The 24,197-nt window shown below is 71.4% G+C and carries 21 protein-coding genes, 1 tRNA gene and 1 pseudogene; 15 read left to right on the top strand and 8 right to left on the bottom strand.

The features are described from left to right. Positions 1-33 precede the first annotated feature (33 nt). Both ABD262_RS09300 and ABD262_RS09295 read right to left on the bottom strand, forming a co-directional pair. The gene (locus ABD262_RS09300) at positions 34-318 is read right to left on the bottom strand and encodes a DUF6703 family protein (RefSeq protein WP_344134422.1); all 285 of its coding nucleotides are present in this window, start codon (positions 316-318) and stop codon (positions 34-36) included. Positions 319-350: 32 nt separating this feature from the next. Then, positions 351-1,547 carry an aminotransferase class I/II-fold pyridoxal phosphate-dependent enzyme gene (locus ABD262_RS09295; protein WP_344134419.1) on the bottom strand — a complete coding sequence of 399 codons (1,197 nt, stop codon included), beginning with the start codon at positions 1,545-1,547 and terminating at the stop codon, positions 351-353. Between the two features lie 92 nt (positions 1,548-1,639). Between ABD262_RS09295 and ABD262_RS09290 the strand changes: the two genes are divergently transcribed. The 7 genes from ABD262_RS09290 (at position 1,640) to ABD262_RS09260 (ending at position 8,669) form a co-directional block, all read left to right on the top strand. Further along, entirely contained in the window at positions 1,640-3,031 is a 1,392-nt protein-coding gene (locus tag ABD262_RS09290; protein WP_344134416.1) for a glycine--tRNA ligase, read from the top strand. Positions 3,032-3,112: 81 nt separating this feature from the next. Further along, positions 3,113-3,709, top strand: a complete 597-nt coding sequence (locus ABD262_RS09285; protein WP_344134413.1) for a SigE family RNA polymerase sigma factor — start codon at positions 3,113-3,115, stop codon at positions 3,707-3,709. Beyond that, positions 3,706-4,971, top strand: a complete 1,266-nt coding sequence (locus ABD262_RS09280) for a hypothetical protein (RefSeq protein ID WP_344134410.1) — start codon at positions 3,706-3,708, stop codon at positions 4,969-4,971. Before ABD262_RS09285 ends, ABD262_RS09280 begins: the two co-directional genes overlap by 4 nt. A 68-nt stretch (positions 4,972-5,039) precedes the next feature. Beyond that, positions 5,040-5,987, top strand: a complete 948-nt coding sequence (locus ABD262_RS09275; protein ID WP_344134407.1) for an ABC transporter ATP-binding protein — start codon at positions 5,040-5,042, stop codon at positions 5,985-5,987. After that, positions 5,984-6,784, top strand: a complete 801-nt coding sequence (locus tag ABD262_RS09270; RefSeq protein ID WP_344134405.1) for an ABC transporter permease — start codon at positions 5,984-5,986, stop codon at positions 6,782-6,784. The genes ABD262_RS09275 and ABD262_RS09270 overlap by 4 nt, the downstream gene beginning before the upstream one ends. A 59-nt stretch (positions 6,785-6,843) precedes the next feature. After that, a complete protein-coding gene (locus ABD262_RS09265; protein ID WP_344134402.1) occupies positions 6,844-8,064 on the top strand; it encodes a sensor histidine kinase in 1,221 nt (406 codons plus the stop codon). Beyond that, positions 8,061-8,669 (top strand): response regulator transcription factor, encoded by a 609-nt coding sequence (locus ABD262_RS09260; protein WP_344134399.1) that lies wholly within the window; start codon positions 8,061-8,063, stop codon positions 8,667-8,669. The genes ABD262_RS09265 and ABD262_RS09260 overlap by 4 nt, the downstream gene beginning before the upstream one ends. Positions 8,670-8,691: 22 nt before the next feature. Here the strand turns inward: ABD262_RS09260 and ABD262_RS09255 are convergent, their stop codons facing one another. Next, positions 8,692-9,540 (bottom strand): sulfurtransferase, encoded by an 849-nt coding sequence (locus ABD262_RS09255; RefSeq protein WP_344134396.1) that lies wholly within the window; start codon positions 9,538-9,540, stop codon positions 8,692-8,694. Positions 9,541-9,578: 38 nt separating this feature from the next. On the opposite strand from ABD262_RS09255, the gene dusB reads away from it, so the two are divergent. Continuing rightward, positions 9,579-10,808 carry a tRNA dihydrouridine synthase DusB gene (dusB, locus tag ABD262_RS09250; protein WP_344134394.1) on the top strand — a complete coding sequence of 410 codons (1,230 nt, stop codon included), beginning with the start codon at positions 9,579-9,581 and terminating at the stop codon, positions 10,806-10,808. 110 nt (positions 10,809-10,918) lie between these two features. Continuing rightward, positions 10,919-13,312 carry an ATP-binding cassette domain-containing protein gene (locus ABD262_RS09245; protein WP_344134391.1) on the top strand — a complete coding sequence of 798 codons (2,394 nt, stop codon included), beginning with the start codon at positions 10,919-10,921 and terminating at the stop codon, positions 13,310-13,312. Here ABD262_RS09245 and pdxR read toward each other — a convergent pair. Further along, positions 13,297-14,727, bottom strand: a complete 1,431-nt coding sequence (pdxR, locus tag ABD262_RS09240; RefSeq protein WP_344134388.1) for a MocR-like pyridoxine biosynthesis transcription factor PdxR — start codon at positions 14,725-14,727, stop codon at positions 13,297-13,299. The genes ABD262_RS09245 and pdxR overlap by 16 nt on opposite strands. 95 nt (positions 14,728-14,822) lie before the next feature. Here pdxR and ABD262_RS09235 point away from each other — a divergent pair. Then, a pseudogene (locus ABD262_RS09235) lies at positions 14,823-16,127 on the top strand (amino acid permease); the annotation flags it as partial. A gap of 42 nt (positions 16,128-16,169) precedes the next feature. Here the strand turns inward: ABD262_RS09235 and ABD262_RS09230 are convergent. Beyond that, positions 16,170-16,730: a type 1 glutamine amidotransferase domain-containing protein gene (locus ABD262_RS09230; protein WP_344134385.1), complete on the bottom strand. Its 561-nt coding sequence runs from the start codon at positions 16,728-16,730 to the stop codon at positions 16,170-16,172. Between the two features lie 93 nt (positions 16,731-16,823). Here ABD262_RS09230 and ABD262_RS09225 point away from each other — a divergent pair, with 93 nt between their 5' ends. The 5 genes from ABD262_RS09225 to ABD262_RS09205 all read left to right on the top strand — a co-directional run bounded on the left by ABD262_RS09225 (position 16,824) and on the right by ABD262_RS09205 (position 21,538). Then, a complete protein-coding gene (locus ABD262_RS09225; protein WP_344134382.1) occupies positions 16,824-17,516 on the top strand; it encodes a YdeI/OmpD-associated family protein in 693 nt (230 codons plus the stop codon). Positions 17,517-17,526: 10 nt separating this feature from the next. Continuing rightward, positions 17,527-18,765, top strand: a complete 1,239-nt coding sequence (locus ABD262_RS09220; protein WP_344134379.1) for a deoxyguanosinetriphosphate triphosphohydrolase — start codon at positions 17,527-17,529, stop codon at positions 18,763-18,765. A 90-nt stretch (positions 18,766-18,855) separates the two neighbouring features. Further along, the gene (gene dnaG, locus ABD262_RS09215; protein ID WP_344134376.1) at positions 18,856-20,853 is read left to right on the top strand and encodes a DNA primase; all 1,998 of its coding nucleotides are present in this window, start codon (positions 18,856-18,858) and stop codon (positions 20,851-20,853) included. Beyond that, positions 20,853-21,368: a hypothetical protein gene (locus tag ABD262_RS09210; protein ID WP_344134373.1), complete on the top strand. Its 516-nt coding sequence runs from the start codon at positions 20,853-20,855 to the stop codon at positions 21,366-21,368. The genes dnaG and ABD262_RS09210 overlap by 1 nt, the downstream gene beginning before the upstream one ends. Before the next feature lie 94 nt (positions 21,369-21,462). Then, positions 21,463-21,538, top strand: a tRNA-Asn gene (locus ABD262_RS09205). Between the two features lie 96 nt (positions 21,539-21,634). Here the strand turns inward: ABD262_RS09205 and ABD262_RS09200 are convergent. The 3 genes from ABD262_RS09200 to ABD262_RS09190 all read right to left on the bottom strand — a co-directional run bounded on the left by ABD262_RS09200 (position 21,635) and on the right by ABD262_RS09190 (position 24,120). Further along, complete coding sequence (locus ABD262_RS09200) at positions 21,635-22,510, bottom strand: amino acid ABC transporter permease (protein ID WP_344134370.1); 876 nt, start codon at positions 22,508-22,510, stop codon at positions 21,635-21,637. Further along, on the bottom strand, positions 22,507-23,178 hold the full coding sequence (locus ABD262_RS09195) for an amino acid ABC transporter permease (RefSeq protein ID WP_344134367.1): 672 nt from the start codon (positions 23,176-23,178) through the stop codon (positions 22,507-22,509). Before ABD262_RS09195 ends, ABD262_RS09200 begins: the two co-directional genes overlap by 4 nt. A 99-nt stretch (positions 23,179-23,277) precedes the next feature. Further along, positions 23,278-24,120 carry a glutamate ABC transporter substrate-binding protein gene (locus ABD262_RS09190; protein WP_344134364.1) on the bottom strand — a complete coding sequence of 281 codons (843 nt, stop codon included), beginning with the start codon at positions 24,118-24,120 and terminating at the stop codon, positions 23,278-23,280. Positions 24,121-24,197 lie beyond the last annotated feature (77 nt).

Raw genomic sequence — 24,197 nt, 5'->3', positions numbered from 1 at the left:
TCTCATCTCAGATGAGAACGATTGTCAAAACTGTCAGCTGCGGGGGACCGCCTGGGTCACCGTGATGGCCACCGCGAGCAGCAGCACGGCCACTCGCCCGGCCCGTGCTCCGGAGTCGAGCGCGGGCCACGCCAGGTAGAGGGTCCAGGCGAGGAAGGCGACCACCACGGCCAGGAACAGCCAGCCCCAGCCCGGCACGAAGATCCCGGCCACCATGAGGGCGAGCACCACGAGGAACGGGACGGCTCGCGGCAGCCGGTTCAGGGCGTTGACGACGGGCAGGCTGGCGTCGGTGACGCTTTCACGCAGGGAGGACACGGGCGAAACCCTACGTCGTGACCACGCCGGTGTCAGACACTGCGGACCCCGGCGAGCACGGACTCGAAGCGCGGCAGGCTCGCCTCGATCGTGTCCATGGTGGCGGTCAGGCAGATCCGGAAGTAGCCCGGCGTCTCGAACAGCCGCCCGGGCATCACGAGCACCCCGGCGTCGGCGAGCAGGGCCACGAACGCCTCGTCGTCCTCGAGGGGCGACCGGGGGAAGAGGTAGAAGGTGCCCTCGGGGGTCGCGACGTCGTAGCCCATCTCGCGCAGGGCCCCGGCCATCCGGTCGCGCTTGGCCTGCAGGTGGGCCACGTCGAGCGACAGGGTCTCCAGCCGGGGGACGGCGTACTGCATCACGGCGTTCGGGAACAGCCAGCCCGCGGCCACCTGCAGGCTCTCGACGGCGTCGATGACCTGCTCGGCGTCCGGCATCTGCGGGGGCAGGGCGAGGTAGCCGAGCCGCTGGCCGGGAGCCAGCAGCGTCTTGCCGTAGCTGTAGCAGAGCATGGTGTGGGGGTAGAACTCCGCGGGACTGCGGAACCGCGCGCCGTCGAACACGATCCGGTTGTAGGGCTCGTCCGAGATGAGGTAGATCCGGCGGCCGTTGCGGGCCGAGGCGGTCTCCAGCAGGTCGGCCAGCGCGCGCAGGGTGGCCTCCGGGTAGATCCGACCGGTGGGGTTGTTGGGGGAGTTGACCACGACGAGCCGCGTGCGTGGCGTGATCGCGGCGGCGATGGCGTCCAGGTCGAGGTCGAACGTCTCGGCGTCGATCCTGACCTTGACCGGCACCAACCCGGCCTCGAGGGCCAGCGCCTCGTAGAGGAACCACGGTGGGAGGCTGTAGACGACCTCGTCGCCGGGATCGGCCACCGCCTTCATCGACAGCGTGATCGCCCCGAACCCCCCGGTGGTCATCCGGATCCGGTCGCCGGTCCACGGCAGGTCCACCACCTTGCGCAGCGACTCGGCCGCTGCCTCCTGCGCCTCGACGAGGCTGAACTTGTAGGCGAACCAGAGCTCGTCGCCCGGGACGGCTGCCGCGCGCAACGCCTCGACGTACTCGGGAAGGGGCATCTCGTGCGGGTCGCCGAAGGTGAAGTCCAGCACGCCGGGCTCGAGGCGGCGCTCCTGGTAGCCCGACTTCCGGGCGAACTCGAACAACATCCGGAACGGTGCGGCAGCGCCGATGTGGACGCTGCGCTCGGAGACGGGACGGTCGCTCACGGTGCCCCCTCGGTCGGTGGGTGTGCCGTCGAGCGTAGGCCGCACGGCATACCCCGTCGAGGGGCGAGCGGGCGCACAGTAGCCTTGCGCGCATGGCTGCACCCTCCACCGTCGACACCGTCGTCTCCCTCTGCAAGCGCCGCGGGTTCGTGTTCCCCTGTGGCGAGATCTACGGCGGCACGAGGTCCGCATGGGACTACGGTCCGCTCGGGGTGGAGCTGAAGGAGAACATCAAGCGGCAGTGGTGGCGGACCATGGTCACCGGTCGCGACGACGTCGTGGGCATCGACTCCTCGGTGATCCTGCCCCGCCAGACGTGGGAGGCCTCCGGCCACGTCGCCACCTTCTCCGACCCGCTGGTCGAGTGCCTGTCCTGCCACAAGCGGTTCCGTGCCGACCACCTCCAGGAGGCCGTCGCGGAGAAGAAGGGGATCGACAACCCCGACGACGTCAGCCTCACCGACGTCGCCTGCACCAACTGCGGCACGCGCGGCCAGTGGACCGAGCCGCGCCAGTTCTCCGGCCTGCTCAAGACCTACCTGGGGGTCGTCGAGGACGAGTCGGGCCTGCACTACCTGCGTCCCGAGACCGCCCAGGGCATCTTCCTCAACTTCCTCAACGTGATGAACTCCGCGCGACGCAAGCCGCCGTTCGGCATCGCCCAGACCGGCAAGAGCTTCCGCAACGAGATCACCCCGGGCAACTTCATCTTCCGGACCCGCGAGTTCGAGCAGATGGAGATGGAGTTCTTCGTCAAGCCGGGCGAGGACGAGGACTGGCACCAGTACTGGATCGACGAGCGCACCCGCTGGTACACCGACCTCGGCATCAACCCCGACAACCTGCGGCACTACGAGCACGCGGAGGAGAAGCTCAGCCACTACTCCAAGCGCACCGTCGACATCGAGTACCGGTTCGGCTTCACGGGCACCGAGTGGGGCGAGCTCGAGGGCATCGCCAACCGCACCGACTTCGACCTCAAGACCCACAGCGAGCACTCCGGCACCGACCTGGTCTACTTCGACCAGGCCAGCGGTGAGAAGTACACCCCCTACGTCATCGAGCCGGCGGCCGGACTCTCGCGCTCGCTGATGACCTTCCTCGTCGACGCCTACACCGAGGACGAGGCCCCCAACACCAAGGGCGGCGTCGACAAGCGGGTGGTGCTCAAGCTCGACAAGCGGCTCGCCCCGGTCAAGGCGGCCGTGCTGCCCCTGTCACGCAACGCCGACCTGTCGCCGAAGGCGCGCGACCTCGCGGCCACGCTGCGCCAGCACTGGAACATCGACTTCGACGACGCCGGCGCCATCGGTCGCCGCTACCGTCGCCAGGACGAGATCGGCACGCCGTTCTGCATCACGGTCGACTTCGACACCCTCGACGACCACGCCGTGACGATCCGCGAGCGCGACTCCATGGCCCAGGAGCGCGTGTCGCTCGACAAGGTCGAGGAGTACCTCGGCGGACGCCTCCTCGGCTGCTGACCGCGCTGGTTCCGCGCGGACGACCCCGGTCGGGTATGCCGCGCGCCAACCTTTTGGCGCACCCCGTGCGTTACTGGTGGCATGCAGCAGGAGGTGGACGAGGAGTTCGCACGCTACGTGCGGGCCCGACAACACCGCCTGCTGCGTGCCGCGTTCCTCGTCTGCGGTGACGTCCACCTCGCCGAGGACCTCCTGCAGAGCGCCCTGGCCAAGCTTGCCACCCGGTGGGAGCGGCTGCGCCACGAGAACCCGGACGCCTACGTCCGCAAGATCCTCTACCGCGACGCCGTGTCGTCGTGGCGCAGGACCCGGCGCGAGAGCCTGTCCCTCTTCCCCGAGCTCGAGCTCGGGGAGACCGTGCCGGACCGGTCGTCGCGGGCCGGGGAGCGCGTCGACCTGCTGCGAGCCCTCGGGCAGCTGACCCCCAAGCAACGAGCCGTCGTGGTGCTCAGGTTCTTCGAGGACCGCACCGAGGCGGACACCGCCGAGGCCCTCGGTGTGTCCGTGGGCACCGTGAAGAGCCAGACCCACGCCGCACTCGCCAGGCTGCGCACCCTGTTGCCGGACTTCGCGCCGCACCTGACCGGACCGCGGACTTCCGGCCCGCACCTGTCTGCACCGCACCTGTCCGCCCCGCCCCTGTCCGCACCGTCCCCCTCGACCGAGGAGCCGTCATGACCGACCGGGACCTGAGCGCCCTGCTGGAGCGGGCGGCGGAGGACGTCGTCGAGCTCGACTTCGCCGAGAACGCGTGGCGCGTGGCTCTCGCCGGTCGCCGGAGCCGCCGCCGTCGGGCCCTCACCGGCGCCGGCGCCGTGGCCGCGGCGGCGCTCGCCGTGACCGCGGTCCAGCTGGCCGGGACGGGCGACCCGACGCCACGTCCGGCCCTCTCGACCACCACCTCGTCGGCCGGGCGCGGCGTGCTGCCCGACGGCACGGCATACGCGGTCATGCCCCCGGAGGGCAAGGAGGCCGAGCTGCCCGACTTCGACGCCGGGCTGCCCTCGACCATCGACGTCCGCGCGCGGACCGAGGCGTTCTCGTGGGCCCGGCCCCCGGCCTCGGTCGTGGCCGTCTACCTGCGCCGGGACGGCGAGCGCTTCCACCCGGTGCTCGTCACGCGGGACGGCCACCAGGTGGAGGTGGGCGACGTCGACCTCGTCACGACCACCGACGCGGGCGGGAACCAGGCCACCCCGCTCGGGCCGCGGGCGGTCGGAGGAGGTGGTCGCTACGTCGTCTTCCCGCAGCGGGACCACGTCGTGCGGCTCGACACCCAGACGGGGACCACGGTGTCCTACCCGATCCCCTCGGAGCACGTGCAGTCGGCCGGCTGGAACGCTGCGGGCACCCTGGTCGTCGCGCGCGACGACCAGAACACCTGGACCGTCGACCCGGCCACCCCGGGCGCCTCGCCGGTCGCGGTGCGGGGCGGCTACGAAGGCACCTTCCGCGTCACGGCCACCGACACGGTGCCACCCGACGTCAGGGTGACCCGGTTCGACGCGAAGGGGAGGCCGCTGGGGTCCACGTCTGTGCGCAGTCCCGTGTTCGGGCTGTGGGGCGAGACGGTCAACACCGAGGGGCTGGCCGCCACCGGCGCCTTCTTCGACCAGAACATCACCTCGACCGTGATCCGCATGGGCTCGGGCCCGATCTACCAGGGACTGCTGGCCGTGGAGCCCTCGTCCGCCGTGGTCAAGGTCCTGCTCGCGCCCGAGAACCCCGATGGCCAGACCGGGCGGGTCAAGGACTGCTGCACCGTGCTCGGGTGGGCCGACGGCCAGACCGTCCTCTTCCAGTCGGTGGGCAGCCACGGTCGCTGGGTCCTGGCCTGGAAGACGACCACCGGCGAGGTGTTCGACGTCGCGCGGATCACCACCGGAGCGCCCGACGACCCCGAAACCCCGATCGCCCTCGACGTCGGCCGCCGAGACTGACAGAAGTCACGGTCGGCTCGTGACGAGTGTGTGACCAGGGGACGCGGGCTGGTGGAACGGTGGTGCGCATGTCACAGACGGTTCGCACCTCGACGACGCAGACACCGCCCTCGGCGGCCACCACCGCGCTGCCCGCCATCGAGCTCCGGGGGCTCACCAAGAGCTTCGGTGCCGTCCGCGCGGTGCGGGGGATCGACCTGACCGTGCGGCCGGGCGAGATCGTCGCCTTCCTCGGCCCGAACGGGGCCGGCAAGACCACGACGATCGACCTGATGCTCGGCCTCTCGCACCCGGACGGCGGGAGCGTGCAGGTCTACGGGATGGAGCCGTCGGCCGCCGTCCGGCGCGGCCTGATCTCGGCCGTCATGCAGACCGGTGGCCTGCTCAAGGACCTCACCGTCGCGGAGACGCTGCGGCTGACCGCGAGCCTGTTCAGCGACACCCGGCCGGTGGCGGAGGTGCTGGCGCGGGCGGGCATCTCCGACCTCGGCGACCGCCGGGTCGGGAAGTGCTCGGGAGGCCAGCAGCAACGGCTGCGGTTCGCCATGGCGCTCCTCCCGGACCCCGAGCTGCTGGTCCTCGACGAGCCCACCACCGGCATGGACGTCAGTGGTCGGCGCGACTTCTGGGCCGCCATCCGCGAGGACGCCGAGCAGGGGCGCACCGTGCTGTTCGCGACCCACTACCTGGAGGAGGCGGACGCCTACGCGGACCGCATCGTCCTGGTCAGCCACGGACAGGTGGTCGCTGACGGGACCGCCTCCCAGGTGAAGGCACTGGTGTCCGGGCGCACCATCAGGGCGACGCTGCCCGGAGCGGATGTGCCTGCGCTGCAAGCACTTCCCGGTGTCGAGACCGTCGAGGTGCGAGGTGACTCGGTGCTCATCGCCACCACCGACAGCGACGCCGTCGCCCGTCACCTGCTGAGCGCCACCGCCGCGCACGACCTCGAGATCACCTCCCGCGGCCTCGAGGACGCCTTCATCTCGCTGACCGCCGAGGAGGACCAGTCATGACCAGCACCACCACCAGCACCACCAGCGCCGTCCCCGAGCGCGCCGTCCCGCCCCTCGGTGGGTTCAACTCGACGTTGTTGCGCATCGAGCTGCGTCGCATGCTGCGCAACCGCCGCACGGTGATCTTCTCGATCGTGCTGCCCGTGGTCTTCTTCCTGCTCTTCGGCACCGGCAAGGACTACTCGCTGAAGGACGCCGGGCACGGCAACGTCGCGGCCTTCGTGATGATCTCGATGGCCCTCTACGGAGCGATGCTCAGCACCACCGCCGGAGGAGCCATGGTCTCGACCGAACGCAGCCAGGGGTGGAGCCGCCAGCTGCGTCTCACCCCCCTCACGCCGACGGCGTACATCGCGGTGAAGGTCCTCGTGGCGATGCTCCTGGGTGGCCTGTCCGTGCTGGTGGTCTACCTCGCCGGGTCGTTCACGCAGGCGCAGATGGACCAGCACCTGTGGTGGGAGACGGCGCTCATCGCGTGGGTTGGGTCGTTGGTCTTCGCCGCCTTCGGGGTCTTCATGGGTTACCTGCTCCCGAGCGACAACGTCATGCAGATCCTCGGGCCGGGTCTGGCCCTGCTGGCCTTCCTCGGCGGGCTCTTCACCCCCCTCGACCAGATGGGGCAGACCTTCCAGACGATCGCCAAGCTCACGCCCATGTACGGCCTGAGCGAGCTGGCCCACGCGCCCCTCACGGGCGACGCGCCCGGGTGGGCCGCTGCCGTCAACGTGGTGGTCTGGCTCGCGGTCTTCGTGGGAGGCGCGGCATGGCGGTTCCGTCGCGACACAGCGCGCGTCTGACCGTGCTGGAGGCGGTGCGCTCGTTCACCGCGGGCCCGGTCTCTGACAGGCTGGGTGGCGTGAGCGAGCGCAACGCCGAGGGAGGACGCACCACCGGTCCGCGCGCCCAGCTCCTCGACCACACCGGATACGACACCTGGAGCGGCAGGGTCGTCGCGTTCTTCTTCGCCGGCATCTGGCTGGTGTTCCTCTCCGACGCGTTCAGCGCGGCCTGGCAGCAGCGGCAGACCCTCCGGGCCGACGGTGGGCTGGTCGTGCTCGTCCTGTTCGTCGTCCTCTACCTCGTGCACTTCTCCCACCTCCGCGCCGCCGTGTGGGGCACGAGGGGGTCCGTCCCCTCCCGCTGGTACGTCACGCCGATCGGCATCGCCTCCTGGGCCGGACTCTGCGTGCTCGCGGCCCTGGCGACCGTCACGGTGGGGCAGAAGGGCGCGGCGACGTGGGTGTTCCTCGCGGTGTCGGGCCTGTGGACCTTCCGAGTGCGCATCGGGCTGGTCGTCGGCGCCTGCCTCGTCGCCCTCTACGAGTTCCTCACCTTCCACGTCGACGGGTGGACCCACGACGTCAGCATCAGCATGTCGATGGTGCTGGCCATGCTGGCCGTCACGGGAGGCATGATCGCCTCGCAGCGGCAGCGAGCCCTCGCCGAGGCGAGAGAGGAGAACGCCCGCCTCGCCATCCAGGACGAGCGCAACCGGATGGCCCGCGACGTGCACGACATCCTCGGGCACAGCCTCACGGTCATCACCGTGAAGGCCGAGCTGGCCGCCCGACTGCTGGAGGTGAGCCCCGAGCGTGCCAGGGCGGAGGTGGCCGACCTGGAACGGCTGGCCCGCGACGCGCTCGCCGACGTGCGACAGGCGGTGGCGGGCTTCCGTGAGATGTCGTTGCCGGCCGAGCTGGCCCGGGCCCGCGCGTCCCTGGCCACCGCCGGTATCGAGGCCGACCTGCCCACCGCCGCAGACGCCGTGCCCAGCCACCTGCGGGAGCTGTGCGCCTGGACCCTGCGCGAGGGGGTCACGAACGTGATCCGGCACAGCGGGGCGACCAGCTGCAAGGTGATCCTCGACGAGCACGGGATCACGGTCACCGATGATGGGGTGGGCGTGCAGCCGGGCAGCCCGGGCACCGGTCTGCTGGGCCTGCAGGAGCGGGCCGAGGCCGTGGGGGCCCGCCTCGTCGCGGGATCGCTCGAGCCCCGGGGCTACCGGCTGTCGGTGACCGCACCGCCCCACCCGCGACAGTCCGACCCCGACCCGCACGAGAGGGTGGAGGCATGACGATCCGACTGCTGCTCGCCGACGACCAGGCCATGGTCCGGGGCGCCCTCGCCACCCTGCTCGGGCTCGAGCCCGACATGGAGGTCGTCGCCGAGGTGGGCAGTGGTGACGAGGTCGTCGCGGCCGCGCGTGCCAGCAAGCCCGACGTGGCGCTCGTGGACGTGGAGATGCCCGGGCTCGACGGCATCGCCGCCACGGCTGCCCTGCACGAGGCGATGCCCGGGGTGCGGGTGCTCATCGTGACCACCTTCGGACGGCCGGGCTTCCTGCGTCGCGCCCTCCAGGCGGGTGCGAGCGGGTTCGTCGTGAAGGACACGCCGGCTCGTCAGCTCGCCGAGGCGGTCCGCCGGGTGCACTCCGGCTTGCGCGTCGTCGACCCGGCCCTGGCCGCCGACTCGCTGGCCGGTGGCGAGTCGCCCCTGACGGCGCGCGAGACCGAGGTGCTCATCGCCGCTCGCAACGGTGGCTCGGTGGCCGACATCGCCCGTGACGTCAGCCTCTCCGAGGGGACGGTGCGCAACCACCTGTCCTCCGCGATCGGCAAGACGATGGCACGCAACCGCGCCGACGCGGTTCGGATCGCCGACGAGTACGGCTGGCTCTAGGCCGCCCTGCGCGGGGCCGGCCTCAGTCGCCGGTGGCGACGGGCCGGCTCGGGTCGGTGATCCACTCGCTCCACGACCCGGCATACAGGGCGGCTTCGATGCCGACCTCGTGCAGGGCGAGCACCTCGTGCGCGGCGGTGACCCCCGAGCCGCAGTATGCCGCGACCGTGCCCATCGGTGCGGCTGAAGGAATCCCCTTGCGGGAGAACAGCTCTCGCAACTCCGCGACTCCCAGGAAGCGGTCGTCGGGGCGGAGGTTCTCGGTGGTGGGCGCGCTGACCGCTCCCGGGATGTGGCCGGCGACCGGGTCGATGGGCTCGATCTCGCCCCGGAACCGCTCCACGGCGCGGGCGTCGAGGAGGATCCCCTGCCTGGCCACCTCGGCGGCCCCGGCTGCATCGACCAACGGCAGGCCTCCCGCGTGCGCCTCGAAGCTGCCGGCACCGGGCTCGGGCAGCTGGCTGGTCACCGTGCCGCCGGCGGCTCGCCACGCCGCCAAACCCCCGTCGAGGACGCGCACGTCGGTGGCCCCGAAGTAGCGCAGCACCCACCAGGCCCGAGCCGCGCCGAACGACGGGCCCTGGTCGTAGACGACGATGCGCGAGTCGTTGTCGGCCCCGCACCGCTGGGCGGCGGCCGCGACGGAGTGGGCCTGGGGGAGGGGGTGGCGACCGCCGCGACCGGGCGGTCCGGCCAGCTCGGCGTCGAGGTCGACGTGGTGCGCCCCGGGCAGGTGCGCGGCGGCATACCGGTCACGTCCGGGCGGGCCGGCAGCCGTCGTGAGGCTCCACTGGACGTCGACGAGCACGACCGTGCGGGGGTCGCGGACGAGGTCGGCGAGCAGCTCGTCGGCGCTGATCAGGGCACGCATTCGGCCAGTCAAGCACCAGATGGGACACTGGTGCCGCCATGACCGCCACCTCCACCCGCCCCTCGCCCCCGCAGCGCGCACCCGGAGCCGTGCTGCCCCCGTTGCAGATCGGGCGCCACACCATCGAGTCGCCGGTCGTGCTGGCGCCGATGGCCGGCATCACCAACCGGGCGTTCCGCAAGCTGTGCCGCGAGTACGGCAACCAGGGGCTCGACCAGGGTGGCGCCAGCGGCGCCACGTCGCTCTACGTCAGCGAGATGATCACGTCGCGAGCGCTCGTGGAGCGGACTCCGGAGTCGATGCGGCTGATCGAGCACGACCCCGAGGAGGACCCCAGGTCGATCCAGCTCTACGGCGTGGACCCCGCCACGGTCGCGGCGGCGGTGCGGATGCTGGTCACGGAGGACCGCGCAGACCACATCGACCTGAACTTCGGCTGCCCCGTGCCCAAGGTGACCCGCAAGGGCGGCGGTGCGGCCCTGCCGTGGAAGCGCGACCTCTTCGAGGCGATCGTCCGCGGTGCGGTGCGCGAAGCGAGCCCGTACGACGTGCCGGTCACCGTCAAGATGCGCAAGGGCATCGACGACGACCACCTGACCTACCTCGAGGCGGGCCTGACCGCTGAGCGCGCCGGCGTCGCGGCCGTGGCGCTGCACGGCCGCACCGCCTCGCAGGCCTACTCCGGTGAGGCCGACTGGACCGCCATCGCGCGGCTCAAGGAGACCGTGAAGACGATCCCGGTCCTCGGCAACGGCGACATCTGGTCGGCCGAGGACGCCGTGCGGATGACGCGCGAGACCGGGTGCGACGGGGTCGTGGTCGGCCGGGGTTGCCTGGGTCGACCGTGGCTGTTCACCGACCTCGCGGCGGCGTTCGCCGGCACCCCGGCGCGGGTCGAGCCGACCCTGGGTGAGGTGACCGCCACGATGCGCAGGCACACCGAGTACCTCGTCGACTTCTACGACGACGAGTACAAGGCCTGCCGCGACATCCGCAAGCACATCGCCTGGTACCTCAAGGGCTTCCCGGCCGGCTCCACCGTGCGCCACCACCTGGCGCTGGTCGACTCGATGGCGGCCCTCGACGAGCTGATCGCCACGATGGACGCCGGTGCCGTGTGGCCCGGAGACGCCGCCGAGGGCCAGCGGGGCCGTGCGGGGTCGCCGCGCCACGTGGCGCTGCCCGAGGGGTGGCTCGACAGCCGCGAGCTCAGCGACGCCCACCGCGAGGCGGTCGCCGAGGCCGAGCTGTCCGTCTCCGGCGGCTGACGAACGCCGGCTCGACTCGTCAGGAACGAAGAAGACCCGCTCCGAGCGCCGTGGCTAGGCTTGGCTGGGCGCACGGGCGCGCACCGGGGCGCGCTCGAGAGGGAGAGACGATGAGCAGGGGCACCACCACGCAGGCACCGTCGACCGGGGTGCACCCCGCCGACACCCACGACCTGATCCGCGTGCACGGCGCGCGGGAGAACAACCTCAAGGACGTCAGTGTCGACCTCCCGAAGCGTAGGTTGACCGTCTTCACGGGGGTGTCGGGGTCGGGCAAGAGCTCGTTGGTGTTCAGCACCATCGCCGCAGACTCCCAGCGGATGATCAACGAGACCTACAGCGCCTTCGTGCAGGGGTTCATGCCGTCGCTGGCGCGCCCCGACGTCGACCTCCTCGAGGGGCTGACGACGGCGATCATCGTCGACCAGGAGCGGATGGGCGCCAACCCGCGTTCGACGGTGGGCACCGCCACCGACGCCAACGCCATGCTGCGCATCCTGTTCAGCCGGATCGGTGACCCGCAGATCGGCCCCCCGACGGCGTTCTCGTTCAACGTCCCGACCCGCAGGGCCAGCGGGGTGATGAGCACGGAGAAGGCCGGCGGCCGGGTCGAGAAGGCCGTGGTCCAGAACCAGGTCTACCTGGGCGGGATGTGCGCCCGCTGCGAGGGCATGGGCTCGGTGTCCGACTTCGACCTGACCGCGCTGTACGACGACACGAAGTCGCTGCGCGAGGGCGCCCTGACGGTGCCGGGCTACTCGATGGACGGGTGGTACGGCCGGCTCTTCGAGGGCATGGGCCTGCCGATGGACACGCCGATCGGGTCGTTCACCAAGAAGCAGCTCGAGACGATGCTGTACGCGGAACCGACCAAGATCAAGGTCGAGGGCGTGAACCTCACCTTCGAGGGCATCATCCCCAAGATCCAGAAGTCGATGCTGTCCAAGGACGTCGAGGCCATGCAGCCGCACGTCCGCCGGTTCGTCGAGCGCGCCATCACCTTCCAGTCCTGCCCCGAGTGCGAGGGCACCCGGCTGAGCAGGGAGGCCCGGTCATCGAGGATCCTCGGCCAGAACATCGCCGACCTCTGCACCATGCAGATCAGCGACCTGGCGGTGTGGGTCCGCGAGCTCGACGAACCGTCGGTCGCACCGCTGCTCACCGGGCTCCGGCACGTGCTCGACTCGTTCACCGAGATCGGCCTGGGCTACCTCTCACTCGACCGACCGGCGGGCACGCTGTCCGGCGGAGAAGCCCAGCGCACCAAGATGATCCGGCACCTCGGGTCGTCGTTGACGGACGTCACCTACGTCTTCGACGAGCCGACGATCGGCCTGCACCCCCACGACATCGAGCGGATGAACCAGCTCCTCCTCCAGCTGCGCGACAAGGGCAACACGGTGCTGGTCGTCGAGCACAAGCCGGAGACCATCGCGATCGCGGACCACGTCGTCGACCTCGGTCCCGGTGCCGGGACGGGTGGCGGCACGGTCTGTTTCGAGGGCACCGTCGAGGGTCTGCGCGCGAGCGACACCACCACCGGCCACCACCTCGACGACCGGACGACGCTCAAGGGCGACCTGCGCTCGTCGACGGGTGCCCTGGAGGTCCGCGGCGCCTCGACGAACAACCTGCGCGACGTGAGCGTCGACATCCCGCTCGGCGTGCTCTGCGTCGTCACCGGAGTCGCCGGCTCGGGCAAGAGCTCGCTGATCCACGGCTCGGTCGCCGGCCGGGAGGGCGTCGTCGTCATCGACCAGGCGGCGATCAAGGGCTCCCGCCGCAGCAACCCCGCGACCTACACGGGCCTGCTGGAGCCGATCCGCAAGGCCTTCGCCAAGGCCAACGACGTCAAGCCGGCGCTGTTCAGCTCGAACTCCGAGGGCGCCTGCCCCACGTGCAACGGCGCGGGGGTCATCTTCACCGAGCTGGGCGTGATGGCCACCGTCGAGTCGACGTGCGAGGAGTGCGAGGGCCGCCGCTTCCAGGCCGCGGTGCTGGAGTACACCCTGGGTGGCAAGAACATCGCCGACGTCCTGGCCATGTCCGTCACCGAGGCCGAGGCGTTCTTCGCCGAGGGCGATGCCAAGACCCCCGCCGCCCACACCGTGCTCGACCGGCTCGCCGACGTGGGCCTGGGCTACCTGAGCCTGGGGCAGCCGCTGACGACCTTGTCCGGCGGTGAGCGACAGCGCCTCAAGCTGGCCGCGCAGATGGCGGAGAAGGGCGACGTCTACGTCCTCGACGAGCCCACCACGGGTCTGCACCTCGCCGACGTCGAGAACCTCCTCGGCCTCCTCGACCGGCTCGTCGACTCCGGCAAGTCCGTGATGGTCATCGAGCACCACCAGGCCGTGATGGCGCACGCCGACTGGCTCATCGACCTCGGCCCCGGCGCCGGACACGATGGTGGGCTCGTGGTCTTCGAGGGCACACCGGCCGACCTCGTCGCCGCCCGGTCGACCCTGACCGGCGAGCACCTCGCGCTCTACGTCGGGGCCTGACCGGGAGGCGGGAGGACCGACGCGAGCCGGGCCACCGCCTCCGGGACCTGCTCGACGCTGATCCGACGGAAACCCATCGCGAGGCCGGGCCGCGGCGTCATGCCCTGGAACCGCACCGACACCGGCTCGAGGGCGACCTCGGCCCGCGCAGCCGCCGAGGCCACCGCCACGTCGTCGACGGTGCGGTCGGTGAAGTAGGTGCACACGTGCAGGCCGGCCGCCGAGGGCAGCACCTCGAGGACACCCGCGGGCAGTGTGGCCAGCCCGTCGAGGAGGGCCTGCCTTCGCGCCGCGTAGACCTTGGTGACCTTGCGGACGTGGGCCGACAGCAGTCCTTCGCCCATGAACCGCGCCAGGGCCCCCTGGGTCACGGCGTCGCCCTGCCAGTCGGTGAGCAGCTTGGCCTGGCGCACGGTGCCCTGGAGGGACCGCGGGGCGATGAGGTAGCCGACCCGCAGCGAGGGCATCAGGGTCTTGGAGAAGGAGCCGACGTAGACGACGCGGCCGTCGCGGTCGAGGTTCTGCAGCGGCGCCAGGGGTCGGTCCTCGAACCGGAACTCGCTGTCGTAGTCGTCCTCGACGATGACCACGTTGCGACGGGAGGCCCACTCCAGCAACGCGATCCGGCGCCTGAGTGACATCACGGCACCGGTCGGGAACTGGTGCGACGGAGTCACGTAGACCATCCTCGCCACGCTGGGCAGGTCGTCGACGACCAAGCCCTCCTCGTCGACCCGGACCGCTCGCACCAGGGCGCCGTGCGAGGCGAAGAGCCTGGTGGCTGCCGTGTATCCCGGGTCCTCGACGACGACCACGTCGCCCGGGTCGAGGACCGCACGCGCCACCACGTCGAGGGCCTGCTGCGCGCCGTTCGTGAGCAGGACGTCGTCGGGGCTGGCGACCACGGACCTGGCCAGGCCGGCATACCTCGCGACCTCGGCCTGCAGCCCCGGGTGGCCGCCACCCTCGTAGGCGGAGGCGGCGAGCAGCGACGGCCGCAGCGTCGCGGACACCAGGCGGCGCCACACGGCGAGGGGGAACAACGTGGTGTCGGGGCCACCGACCGACAGGTCGAACGCCGTGGGCGAGGCGTCGGGGACCGGAGCCGGCAGGGCCGACCAGACCGCCCGGGGGCGGAGGTCGCCGACCGGTGCCCGTCGGGCCCGTCGTGGCTCGATGTCGGCGCACACGAAGGTCCCGGCGCCGACGCGGGTGACCAGGAAGCCCTCCGCGGTGAGCCGGTCGTAGGCCGTGGTGACGGTGCCGCGCGCGACGCCGAGCGACGACGCGAGCACACGGCTGGGCGGGACCCGGTCACCGGGGGCCAGCCGGCCGTCGAGGACCGCCTCGAGCAGCTCGCGGTAGATGGTCGCGGACCGGTCGCCGGCCGTGTCTGCGTCGAGGTGGAGGTCCACCGCTCCAGCCTAGGGCGTGAACCCTGACATTGGCTCAATCAACTCGTCCAGAAGTGGACCTTCTGGCCGGTCCAATCGACGGTCACGCTGGTCCCATGCCCACGACCCCGTCGACCCCCTCGACCCCCTCGACCCCGTCGACCCCCTCGACCCCCTCGACCCCCTCGATACCGTCGACCCCCTCGACCCGCCCGCCCGCCGGGCTGAGCATCCCGCAGGGCACCGCACTGTCGATCGGGGCGGTGCTCGGCACCGGGGTCATCACCCTGCCGGCCATCGCGGCCGGGATCGCCGGACCGGCCTCACTGGTGGCGTGGGCTGCCCTGGTGGTGCTGAGCATCCCGCTCGCCTCCACCTTCGCCGCGATGGGGGCGCGCTTCCCGGACTCCGGGGGAGTCTCGACCTACGTGCGCCGCGCCTTCGGTCCGCGGGCCTCGGCCGCCGTCGGCTGGTGCTTCTACTTCGCGGTCCCGGTCGGCGCTCCACCTGCCTCGCTGATGGCGGGGCACTACGTCTCCGACGCGGTGGGCGGCGGGCGGGCGCTCGCCGTCGCGGTCGCCGCCAGCCTGGTCGTCGGGGTCGCCCTGATGAACGCCGCCGGGCTCCGGCTCTCCGGCCGGGTCCAGCTGGGGCTGACCGCGGTGCTCGCGACCCTGATGGTGGTCACCATCGTGGCGGCGCTGCCCCACGCGTCGTGGGACAACCTGCGGCCGTTCGCACCGCACGGCTGGGGAGCGGTGGGCCCGGCGGCCGCCCTGCTGGTGTGGGGGTTCGCGGGCTGGGAGGCGGTGGCTTCGCTCGCGGGGGACTACCGGCGCCCGGCTCGTGACGTCCCTCGGGCGACCGCCATCGCGCTGGGCGTCGTGGGCACCCTCTACCTCGCCCTGGCGGCGACCAGCCTGATGGTGCTCGGGCCGGCCACCGGGTCCAGTGAGGCCCCGCTGTCCGACCTGCTGGCCGCGGGCGTCGGGGGCGAGGTGCGGGTCGTCACGGCGGTGGTGGCCGTCCTGCTCACCGTCGGGGCGATGAACGCCTACTACGCGGGCGCCTCGCGGCTGGGTGCCGCGCTGGCGCGCGACGGTGCGCTCCCGGCACCCCTGGCGGTGGGGGCGGAGCGGGGCGCGGTGCCGCGCCGGAGCCTGGCGCTCATCGCCGGGCAGTCCGTGCTGTGGCTGGTCGCCTCGGAGGTGCTCCACCTCGGGCTCACGCCGCTGATGCTGCTGGCCACGGGGTGCTTCACGCTGGTCTACGTCCTGGGCACGGCAGCGGCGGTGAGACTCCTCGAGCGGGGCTCACGGGCGTGGTGGACCGCAGTGGTGGCCCTGGCCTCGGTGCTGGGCCTGCTGGTCATGAACGGCTGGCACGTGGTGTGGGCGCTCGGTGTCGCCGGCGCCGCGGTGACCTACCAGTCGTGGGCAGGTCACCGCGAGCGGTCGCGCGGGTCAGGCGGTCTGGCTGGCGGCGCCGTGCGTCAGCGCCTCGAGGAGGGCGGCGTTGAAGGACGGCAGGTCGTCGGGGTTGCGGCTCGTGATGAGGTTGCCGTCCTGGACGACCTGCTCGTCGACCCACTCCGCGCCGGCGTTGCGCAGGTCGGTCTGGAGGCTGGGCCAGCTGGTGACGGTACGACCGCTCACGACGCCGGCCTCGATGAGGGTCCAGGGCGCGTGGCAGATCGCGGCCACCGGCTTGCCGCTCGCCACGAAGTCGCGGACGAACGCGACGGCGTCTGCGTCGGTGCGCAGCGCGTCGGGGTTCGCGACCCCGCCGGGGAGCACCAGGGCGTCGAAGTCGTCGACGGAGGCCGATGACACGGTCTGGTCGACCGGTCGCGTCTCCGCCTTGTCGAGGTGGTCGAAGGTCTGCACCTCTCCCGACTCGGGGGAGAGGAGCACGGCTCGGGCGCCGGAGTCGGTGACGGCCTTCCAGGGCTCGGTGAGCTCGACGCGCTCGATCCCCTCCTTGGCGACGAGGAAGGCAACGGTCTTGTCTGTGGGTGAGGTCATGCCTCCACCTTCCGTCACGGCGCTGACCAGCGCAAATGCGCCAGCTCTCCGTGCACGCGGCGGGGCGTCAGGGGTGCGTGGCAGGCTGCGTCCATGGGCACCACGAAGCCGCCCGGGCCGCGGGGACGGATCGGCACGCCGGGAGGGACCGAGGAGCGGCCGGCGACGTTCTTCTCGGGGCCCGAGGAGTTCGGCGCCTGGTTGGCGGCCAACCACGACAGCGCCACCGAGCTGTGGATGGGCCTCTACAAGAAGCACGTGCCCGACCGTGGGCTGACCTGGGAGCAGGCCGTGCTCGAGGCGCTCTGCTGGGGGTGGATCGACTCGGTGGCCCAGCGCATCGACGACGACGCGACCCGGCAGCGCTGGACGCCCCGCAAGGCCACCAGCAACTGGAGCTCCATCAACATCGCCGCCGTCGAGCGGCTCAAGGCCGAGGGACGCATGCAGCCAGCCGGGCTGGCGGCCTACGAGCTGCGCCGCGAGGACCGCTCGGGCGTCTACGCCTACGAGTCGCCCGGCGACGTCGAGCTGCCGCCGGAGTATGCCGCGCTGCTGGCGCACGACCCGGCCGCCAGTGCCTTCTGGGAGGTAGCGACGGCGTCCTACAAGAGGGTCGCCGTGCACTGGGTGGTGACCGCCAAGCAGGAGGCCACCCGCGCGAAGCGGATCGCCCAGCTGGTCGAGGACAGCGCAGCCGGCCGGCTGATCCCCAGCCAGCGCTACGGCACCCAGCCCAAGTGGGTGGAGCGGGCCGCCGAGGCGGCGCGGGCCGCCTGGTCGTAGGCTCCCCAGCGTGGCGTACAGCGCGGTCGACCGTGAGCGGTGGGTGCGGGAGGACCCTGCGACCAAGCGCGCCGACCGTGACGACTTCGCCCGCGACCGGGCCCGGCTCGTGCACTCCGCGTCGCTGCGGCGGCTGTCGGCCAAGACCCAGGTCGTGCAGCCCGGCGACGACGACTTCGTGCGCAACCGGCTCACGCACAGCCTGGAGGTCGCCCAGATCGGTCGCGAGTTCGGGCAGGCGCTCGGGTGCAGCGCCGACGTCGTCGACTCGGCGTGCCTCGCCCACGACCTCGGGCACCCCCCCTTCGGGCACAACGGCGAGCGGGCCCTCGACGAGATCGCGCGCCACGTCGGCGGGTTCGAGGGCAACGCCCAGACCCTGCGCCTGCTGACCCGGCTCGAGCCCAAGCGGGTCCACCCGGACGGGCGTCCGGCCGGGCTCAACCTGACCCGGGCCACCCTCGACGCGTCGACGAAGTACCCGTGGCGCCGTGGCGAGGGCGGGGCCGAGGGCGGCACGGGGGAGAAGTTCGGGGTCTACGCCGACGACCTCCCGGTCTTCGAGTGGTTCCGCGACGGTCGGCCTGACGGACAACGCTGCATCGAGGCCGACGTCATGGACTGGTCCGACGACGTCGCCTACTCGGTGCACGACGTCGAGGACGCGATCGCCTCGGGGCGGCTCGACGTGCGAAGCCTTCGCGACCGCACCGACGTCGACTCGGTGCTCGCGGTGGCGACCGGCCTCTACGCCGCCGACCTCGGCGTGGACGCCCTCGGTGAGGCGCTGGAACGCGTGCTGGCCAGCGGTGCCGTGCCCACGGCATACGACGGGTCACGGGTGGACCGGGCGGCGCTCAAGGACATGACCTCGCGACTGATCGGCCGGTTCGTCCACGGGGTGGAGGTGGCCACCCGCGAGCGGCACGGCGACGGATCCCTGACGCGCTACGCCGCCGACCTGGTCGTGCCCGACGAGACGCGGGCCGAGTGCGCCGTGCTCAAGGCGGTGGCGGCCCACTTCGTGATGCACGCGCAGGAGCGGGTCGATGTGCTGACCCGGCAGCGCGAGGTCGTCGCCGACCTGGTGACCGGCTACCAGCAGGACCCGGTGCGGCGGCTCGACCCCGACCTGCTCGGCGACTGGAAGGCGGCCACGGATGACGCCGCAGCGCTGCGGGTGGTCGTCGACCAGGTCGCGTCGCTGACCGACGTGCGGGCGGAGTACCTGCACCGCGCCTGGTCCTGACTTCCTCCCCTAGGGGGAAGGCCGAGCTGTGGAGGTCGGCGGTCGGTGACACCGGGCACCACCTAGACTCAACCGCGACAAGGAGGGCCAGTGGCGGGTCGGATCAAGGCCGAGGACGTCGCGCTCGTGAAGGAGCGTTCGTCCATCGAGGATGTCGTGCGCGAGCACGTGACCCTGCGACCTGCCGGCCCGGGCTCGATGAAGGGTCTGTGCCCGTTCCACGACGAGAAGACCCCCTCCTTCAACATCCGCCCGGTCGTGGGTGCCTGGCACTGCTTCGGGTGCGGCGAGGGCGGCGATGTTATCTCGTTCGTCCAGAAGGTCGAGCACCTCACCTTCAGCGAGGCGATCGAGCGACTGGCCCAGAAGCTCGGGATGGAGCTGCACTACGAGGAGGGCGGACGCCCCCGCGACGGCGAGACCCTCGGCCGGCGCTCGCGGCTGATCGAGGCGCACCGGGTGGCGCAGGAGTTCTACCACCACGCCCTGCTCAACGCGCCCGAGGCGCGGGCCGGGCGCGACTTCCTGCGCGAGCGCGGGTTCGACAGCGAGGCCGCCAAGAAGTTCGGCGTCGGTTTCGCGCCGCGCGGTGGCGAGGAGCTGTCGCGCCACCTGCGGTCGAAGGGCTTCACCGACGAGGAGGTCACCCTCGGTGGCCTGTCCGGGCGGGGTAGCCGCGGCCTCTACGACCGGTTCCGCGGGCGGCTGGTCTGGCCGATCCGTGACATCACCGGCGACACGGTGGGGTTCGGCGCCCGGCGGTTGTTCGAGGACGACCGGATCGCGGCCAAGTACCTCAACACCTCCGAGACCCCCATCTACAAGAAGTCGACCGTCCTCTACGGCCTCGACGCCGCCAAGAAGTCCATCGCGGGTGACCGCAAGGCCGTCATCGTCGAGGGCTACACCGATGTCATGGCGTGCCACCTGGCCGGGATCGAGGGCGCCGTGGCCACGTGTGGCACGTCCTTCGGCGTCGACCACATCAAGCTGCTGCGCCGGATCATGCGCGACGAGGCCGACCTCGCACCGGCCCGGGTGGTGTTCACGTTCGACGGTGACGCGGCCGGGCAGAAGGCGGCCATGCGGGCGTTCGGCGAGGACCAGCGCTGGGCCTCGCAGTCGTTCGTGGCAGTGGCCGACGGTGGCATGGACCCCTGCGAGCTGCGCATCGCCAAGGGCGACGACGCGGTGCGCCACCTGATCGACGATGCGGTGCCGATGTTCGAGTTCGCCGTCCGCACGACCATCGCGCGGTTCGACCTGACGACTGCCGAGGGGCGGGTGCAGGGGATGCGCGCCGCCGCCCCCATCGTCAACTCCATCCGCGACAGCTCGATGCGACCCGAGTACATCCGCACCGTCGCCGGGTGGATCGGGGTCGAGGTCGAACAGGTGCAGGCCGAGGTGTCCCGCGCCCAGCGGATGGCCGCCCGTGACGCCAAGGAGGCTGCGGAGTCCCCGGCCGCGCGCGACGGGCGCGACGGGCGACCCGGCCAGCACGAGCGCTCGCGCGACGGGGGGGCCCACCGGCCCGACGACGACACCGTGCCCGAACCCTCCATCGAGGAGGCGCGGGCCGCGCTGCCCACCCCCGACCTGCGCGACCCCATCGTCTTCGCCGAGCGACAGCTCCTGCAGACGCTGCTGCAGTATCCCGACAGCTTCTCCCCGGACGACGTCGACAAGGTCTCGGCCGACGCGTTCACCGCCCCCGCCCACCGGGCGGTCTTCGACGGAGTCCGAGGCGCAGGCGGGCCGCAACGCGGTCTGTCCGTGCAGGCGTGGGCCGACCGCGTGACGCAGGCGGCGCCGCTGGCCGTGCACGGGCTGATCGCCGAGCTGTCGGTCGCGAGCCTGCCCACGAGGTTCGACAAGGCGACCGGCCTCCCGGAGCGCCGCTACATCGACGCGCTGCTGACCCGCGTCCAGGAGGTTTCGTTGACCCGCAGGATCGCCGACGCGATGTCGGCCATGCGCCGGATGGCGGCCGACCCGCACACCGACCCGGCACTGGCGCGCAGCCTGAGCGGTGAGCTCCAGGAGCTCCAGCGCGAGCTCGCGACGTTGCGCGACCAGGCGTCGTGATGGCGATCTCCCTGCGCCGCCCCGAACGCTTGCCGTCCGACGTGCGCGCCGCGGTCGGGCTGGGCCCGGGTGAGCGAGTGCTCAGCTGGGGGCGCGAGGCCGCCAGCGGCGCGACCGTGGTCGCCACCAACCATGCCCTGTATGCCGTCGACGCGGCCGGGGAGCGCACGCTCCACCGCCCGTGGCACGAGGTCGACGGCGGCACGTGGTCGGCCGAGCTCACCACGCTCACCGTCACCTGGGTGGACGGCTCCCGGCCGGCGCAGTGGGTCCTGGGCGCCACGAGCCTCGTGCCGGAGACCTTGCGCGAGCGCGTGCAGGCGAGCGTCGTGCTGGCCCACCGGATCGAGCTCGGACCCCGCCGGACCGCGAAGGTGGCCCTCCGGCAGGACCTCGCGGGCGGCGGTCTGGTCGAGCAGGTCGTGCTCGGTCGAGGGGTGCGGGCCGACGACCCGGAGCTGGTCACGCGCACCGAGGCGGCGCTGGTCTACCTGCGCGAGCAGGTCGGGCTCTAGCGACGCTGCGGCGACCATCCACCCGTTTTCAGAACTCCGCACATCCTTTGCTATGGTTGCGCAGCGCCGAACGCGGGGGACCGCCGACGGACTTTCCCCTGTAGCTCAATTGGCAGAGCAGCCGACTGTTAATCGGCAGGTTGTTGGTTCGAGTCCAACCGGGGGAGCCACCCCACCACGAGGCCCCAGACCACCCGGTCCGGGGCCTTCGTCGTGCCCGGCCGGCCAACCCGTCAGGCGAGCACCCGCGCTGCCGCCAGCCTGCGTCAGCCTGCGGAGCCTGCCTCCGCAGGAGCCGGGACAGCGGCGGCTTCGCGGACCGTCGTGCGGCCGCGACGCGAGAGCCTGCGCTGCACGCGGCTCGCGATCACGGTCAGGGTGAAGTTGATCAGGATGAACAGCAGCGCGGCCACGATGTAGGCGGGAAGGGTGTTGGCGAAGGCCGAGCCCAGGGTCTTGGACCAGATGAGCAGCTCGCCGTAGGTGATCGAGTAGCCCAGCGCCGAGTCCTTGAGGATGACGACGAACTGGCCGATCAGGGCCGGCAGCATGGCCGTGATGGCCTGCGGCAGCTGGATCGAGCGCAGCGTCTGCGACTCCGTCAGGCCGATGGACAGGCCGGCCTCGGACTGGCCCTTCGGCAGGGAGTGGACCCCGGACCGCACGAGCTCGGCGATGACCGACCCGTTGTAGAGCGTCAGGCCCGTCACGACCCCCGCGAGTGGAGCGGTCTCGCTGGAGAACACGCCGGAGCGCGAGTAGTAGCCGTAGCTGGCGATCATCATGATCAGCACCGGGACGGCGCGGAAGAACTCGACGACCACGCCGGACGCCCAGCGGATGGGGCGGATGCTCGACAGCCGGCCCAGTCCGAACAGCAGCCCGAAGGCGATGGCCAGCGCGATCGAGATCACCGCGGCCTTGAGCGTGCCCCACAGGCCGATCAGGAGGTAGTCGCGCCACACCGAGCGGTCGGTGACGAACGGCTTCCACATGAATCCCTGGAGCTGGTTGGCATCCTGCATCTTGCGCACGACGATGTAGCCGGTCGCGACGACGAGGAGGACGCCGAAGACCGAGAGGATGGCGTGCCGGCGGCGAGCCCGCGGACCGGGGGCGTCGAACAGGACGGAGGTGCTCACCGCTTCACCGCCAGGCGACGGGACAGCGAGGTGAAGAACACGCCGAGCGGCAGGGTCAGGATCACGAACCCGATGGCGAAGATGAGGAACACCGACAGCGTGCCGGTCTCGTTCTCGATGATCTTCTGCATCAGGCCTCCTGCCTCGGCCGCCACGATGACCGCGGTCACGGTGGTGTTCTTGATGAGCGCGATGAAGTTGGAGCCGAGCGGCGCGACGGCACCGCGGAAGGCCTGCGGCAGGATCACCTCACGCATGCTCTGGGAGAACGTGAGACCGATCGAGCGGGCGGCCTCGGCCTGCCCCACCGGCACGGTGTTGACCCCCGACCGCAGCGCCTCGCAGACGAACGCCGCGTGGTAGACCGACAACATGACCGCCGACCACCGCAGGGCGTTCTGGGTGATGTCCTGCTGGTCCAGGTTCAGGCCCAGGATGTAGGTCAGGCCCAGGATGCTGAAGACCATCAGCAGGGTCAGGGGGGTGTTGCGGAAGACGTTGACGTACCACGTGCCCAGCAGCCGCAGGACCCGCACCGGCGACATGCGCATGACTGCGATGAAGGTGCCGATGACCAGCGAGCCGATGCCCGCGACGAGGGCGAGCCGGATCGTGACCCAGAAGGCTCGGAGGATCTCCGGACCATAGGTGCTGAGGATGTCGCCCATACGGGGGTGCCTTCCGTTGCGCGGGTGGTGGGGACGGAGCCCGGGGTATGCCGCGCGCTCAGCCGAGCGCGCGGCATACCCCTTGGTGGGTGGACCCGGTCAGGAACAGGCGTCCTGCTTGGGCGGGTTGGTCGCGCTGTCGACCTTGAACCCGGCCGGGCCGAGGTTGGCGTCGATGGCCTTCTGCCAGTCACCGGACGAGATCATCTTGGCGATGGCCGTGTTGATCTTCTCGCAGGTGGCGGTGTCACCCTTCTTGATGCCGATGCCGTAGCGCTCCTCGGAGAAGGTCTTGCCCACCACCTTGAGCTTGCCCTTGTACTGCGCCTGCGAGGCGTAGCCGGCGAGGATGGTGTTGTCGGTCGTCAGCGCGTCGACGCCCTTGGAGACGAGCGCGGTGACGCACTCGGAGTAGGTGCCGAACTCCTGGAGCTGCACCCCCGGATACTTGTCCTTGACCTTCTGCGCCGACGTCGATCCCGTCACCGAGCAGAGCTTCTTGCCGGTCAGGGCCTCGGGGCCGGTGATCGAGGAGTCGTCGGCGCGGACGAGCAGGTCCTGGCCGGCGACGAAGTACGGACCGGCGAAGGAGATCTTCTCCTTGCGGGCGTCGGTGATCGAGTAGGTCGCCACGACCATGTCGACCTGCCCGGTGGAGATCAGCGTCTCGCGCTGCGCGGAGGGAGCCTGGACCCACTGGATGTCGCCGGCCTCGTGGCCGAGCTCCTTGGCGACGTAGGTCGCGACGTCGACGTCGAGACCGGTGTACTTCGAGCCCTCCTTGAGGCCGAGCCCGGGCTGGTCGAACTTGATGCCGACCTTGAACTTCTCGCCCCCGCCGCCACCTCCGGCGCCCCCGTCCTTGGCGCTGTCGCCGCAGGCGGCCAGGCCGAGCGCGAGGACCGATGCGGCGGTCATGGCGCCAATCTGACGAATCTTCATTCCGTTTCCTCCTGAGATGTCTCCGCTGCGCTGGTGCGCGCCGGTTTTCAGTGCAGTGCGGTCTGGATGTCGTTCTG

Origin of the sequence: Pedococcus bigeumensis (assembly GCF_039531795.1) — a bacterium.
Lineage (GTDB): Bacteria > Actinomycetota > Actinomycetes > Actinomycetales > Dermatophilaceae > Pedococcus > Pedococcus bigeumensis.
The sequence above is the reverse complement of the archived record's forward strand: the minus strand, read 5'-3'. Positions and strand labels throughout refer to the sequence as shown.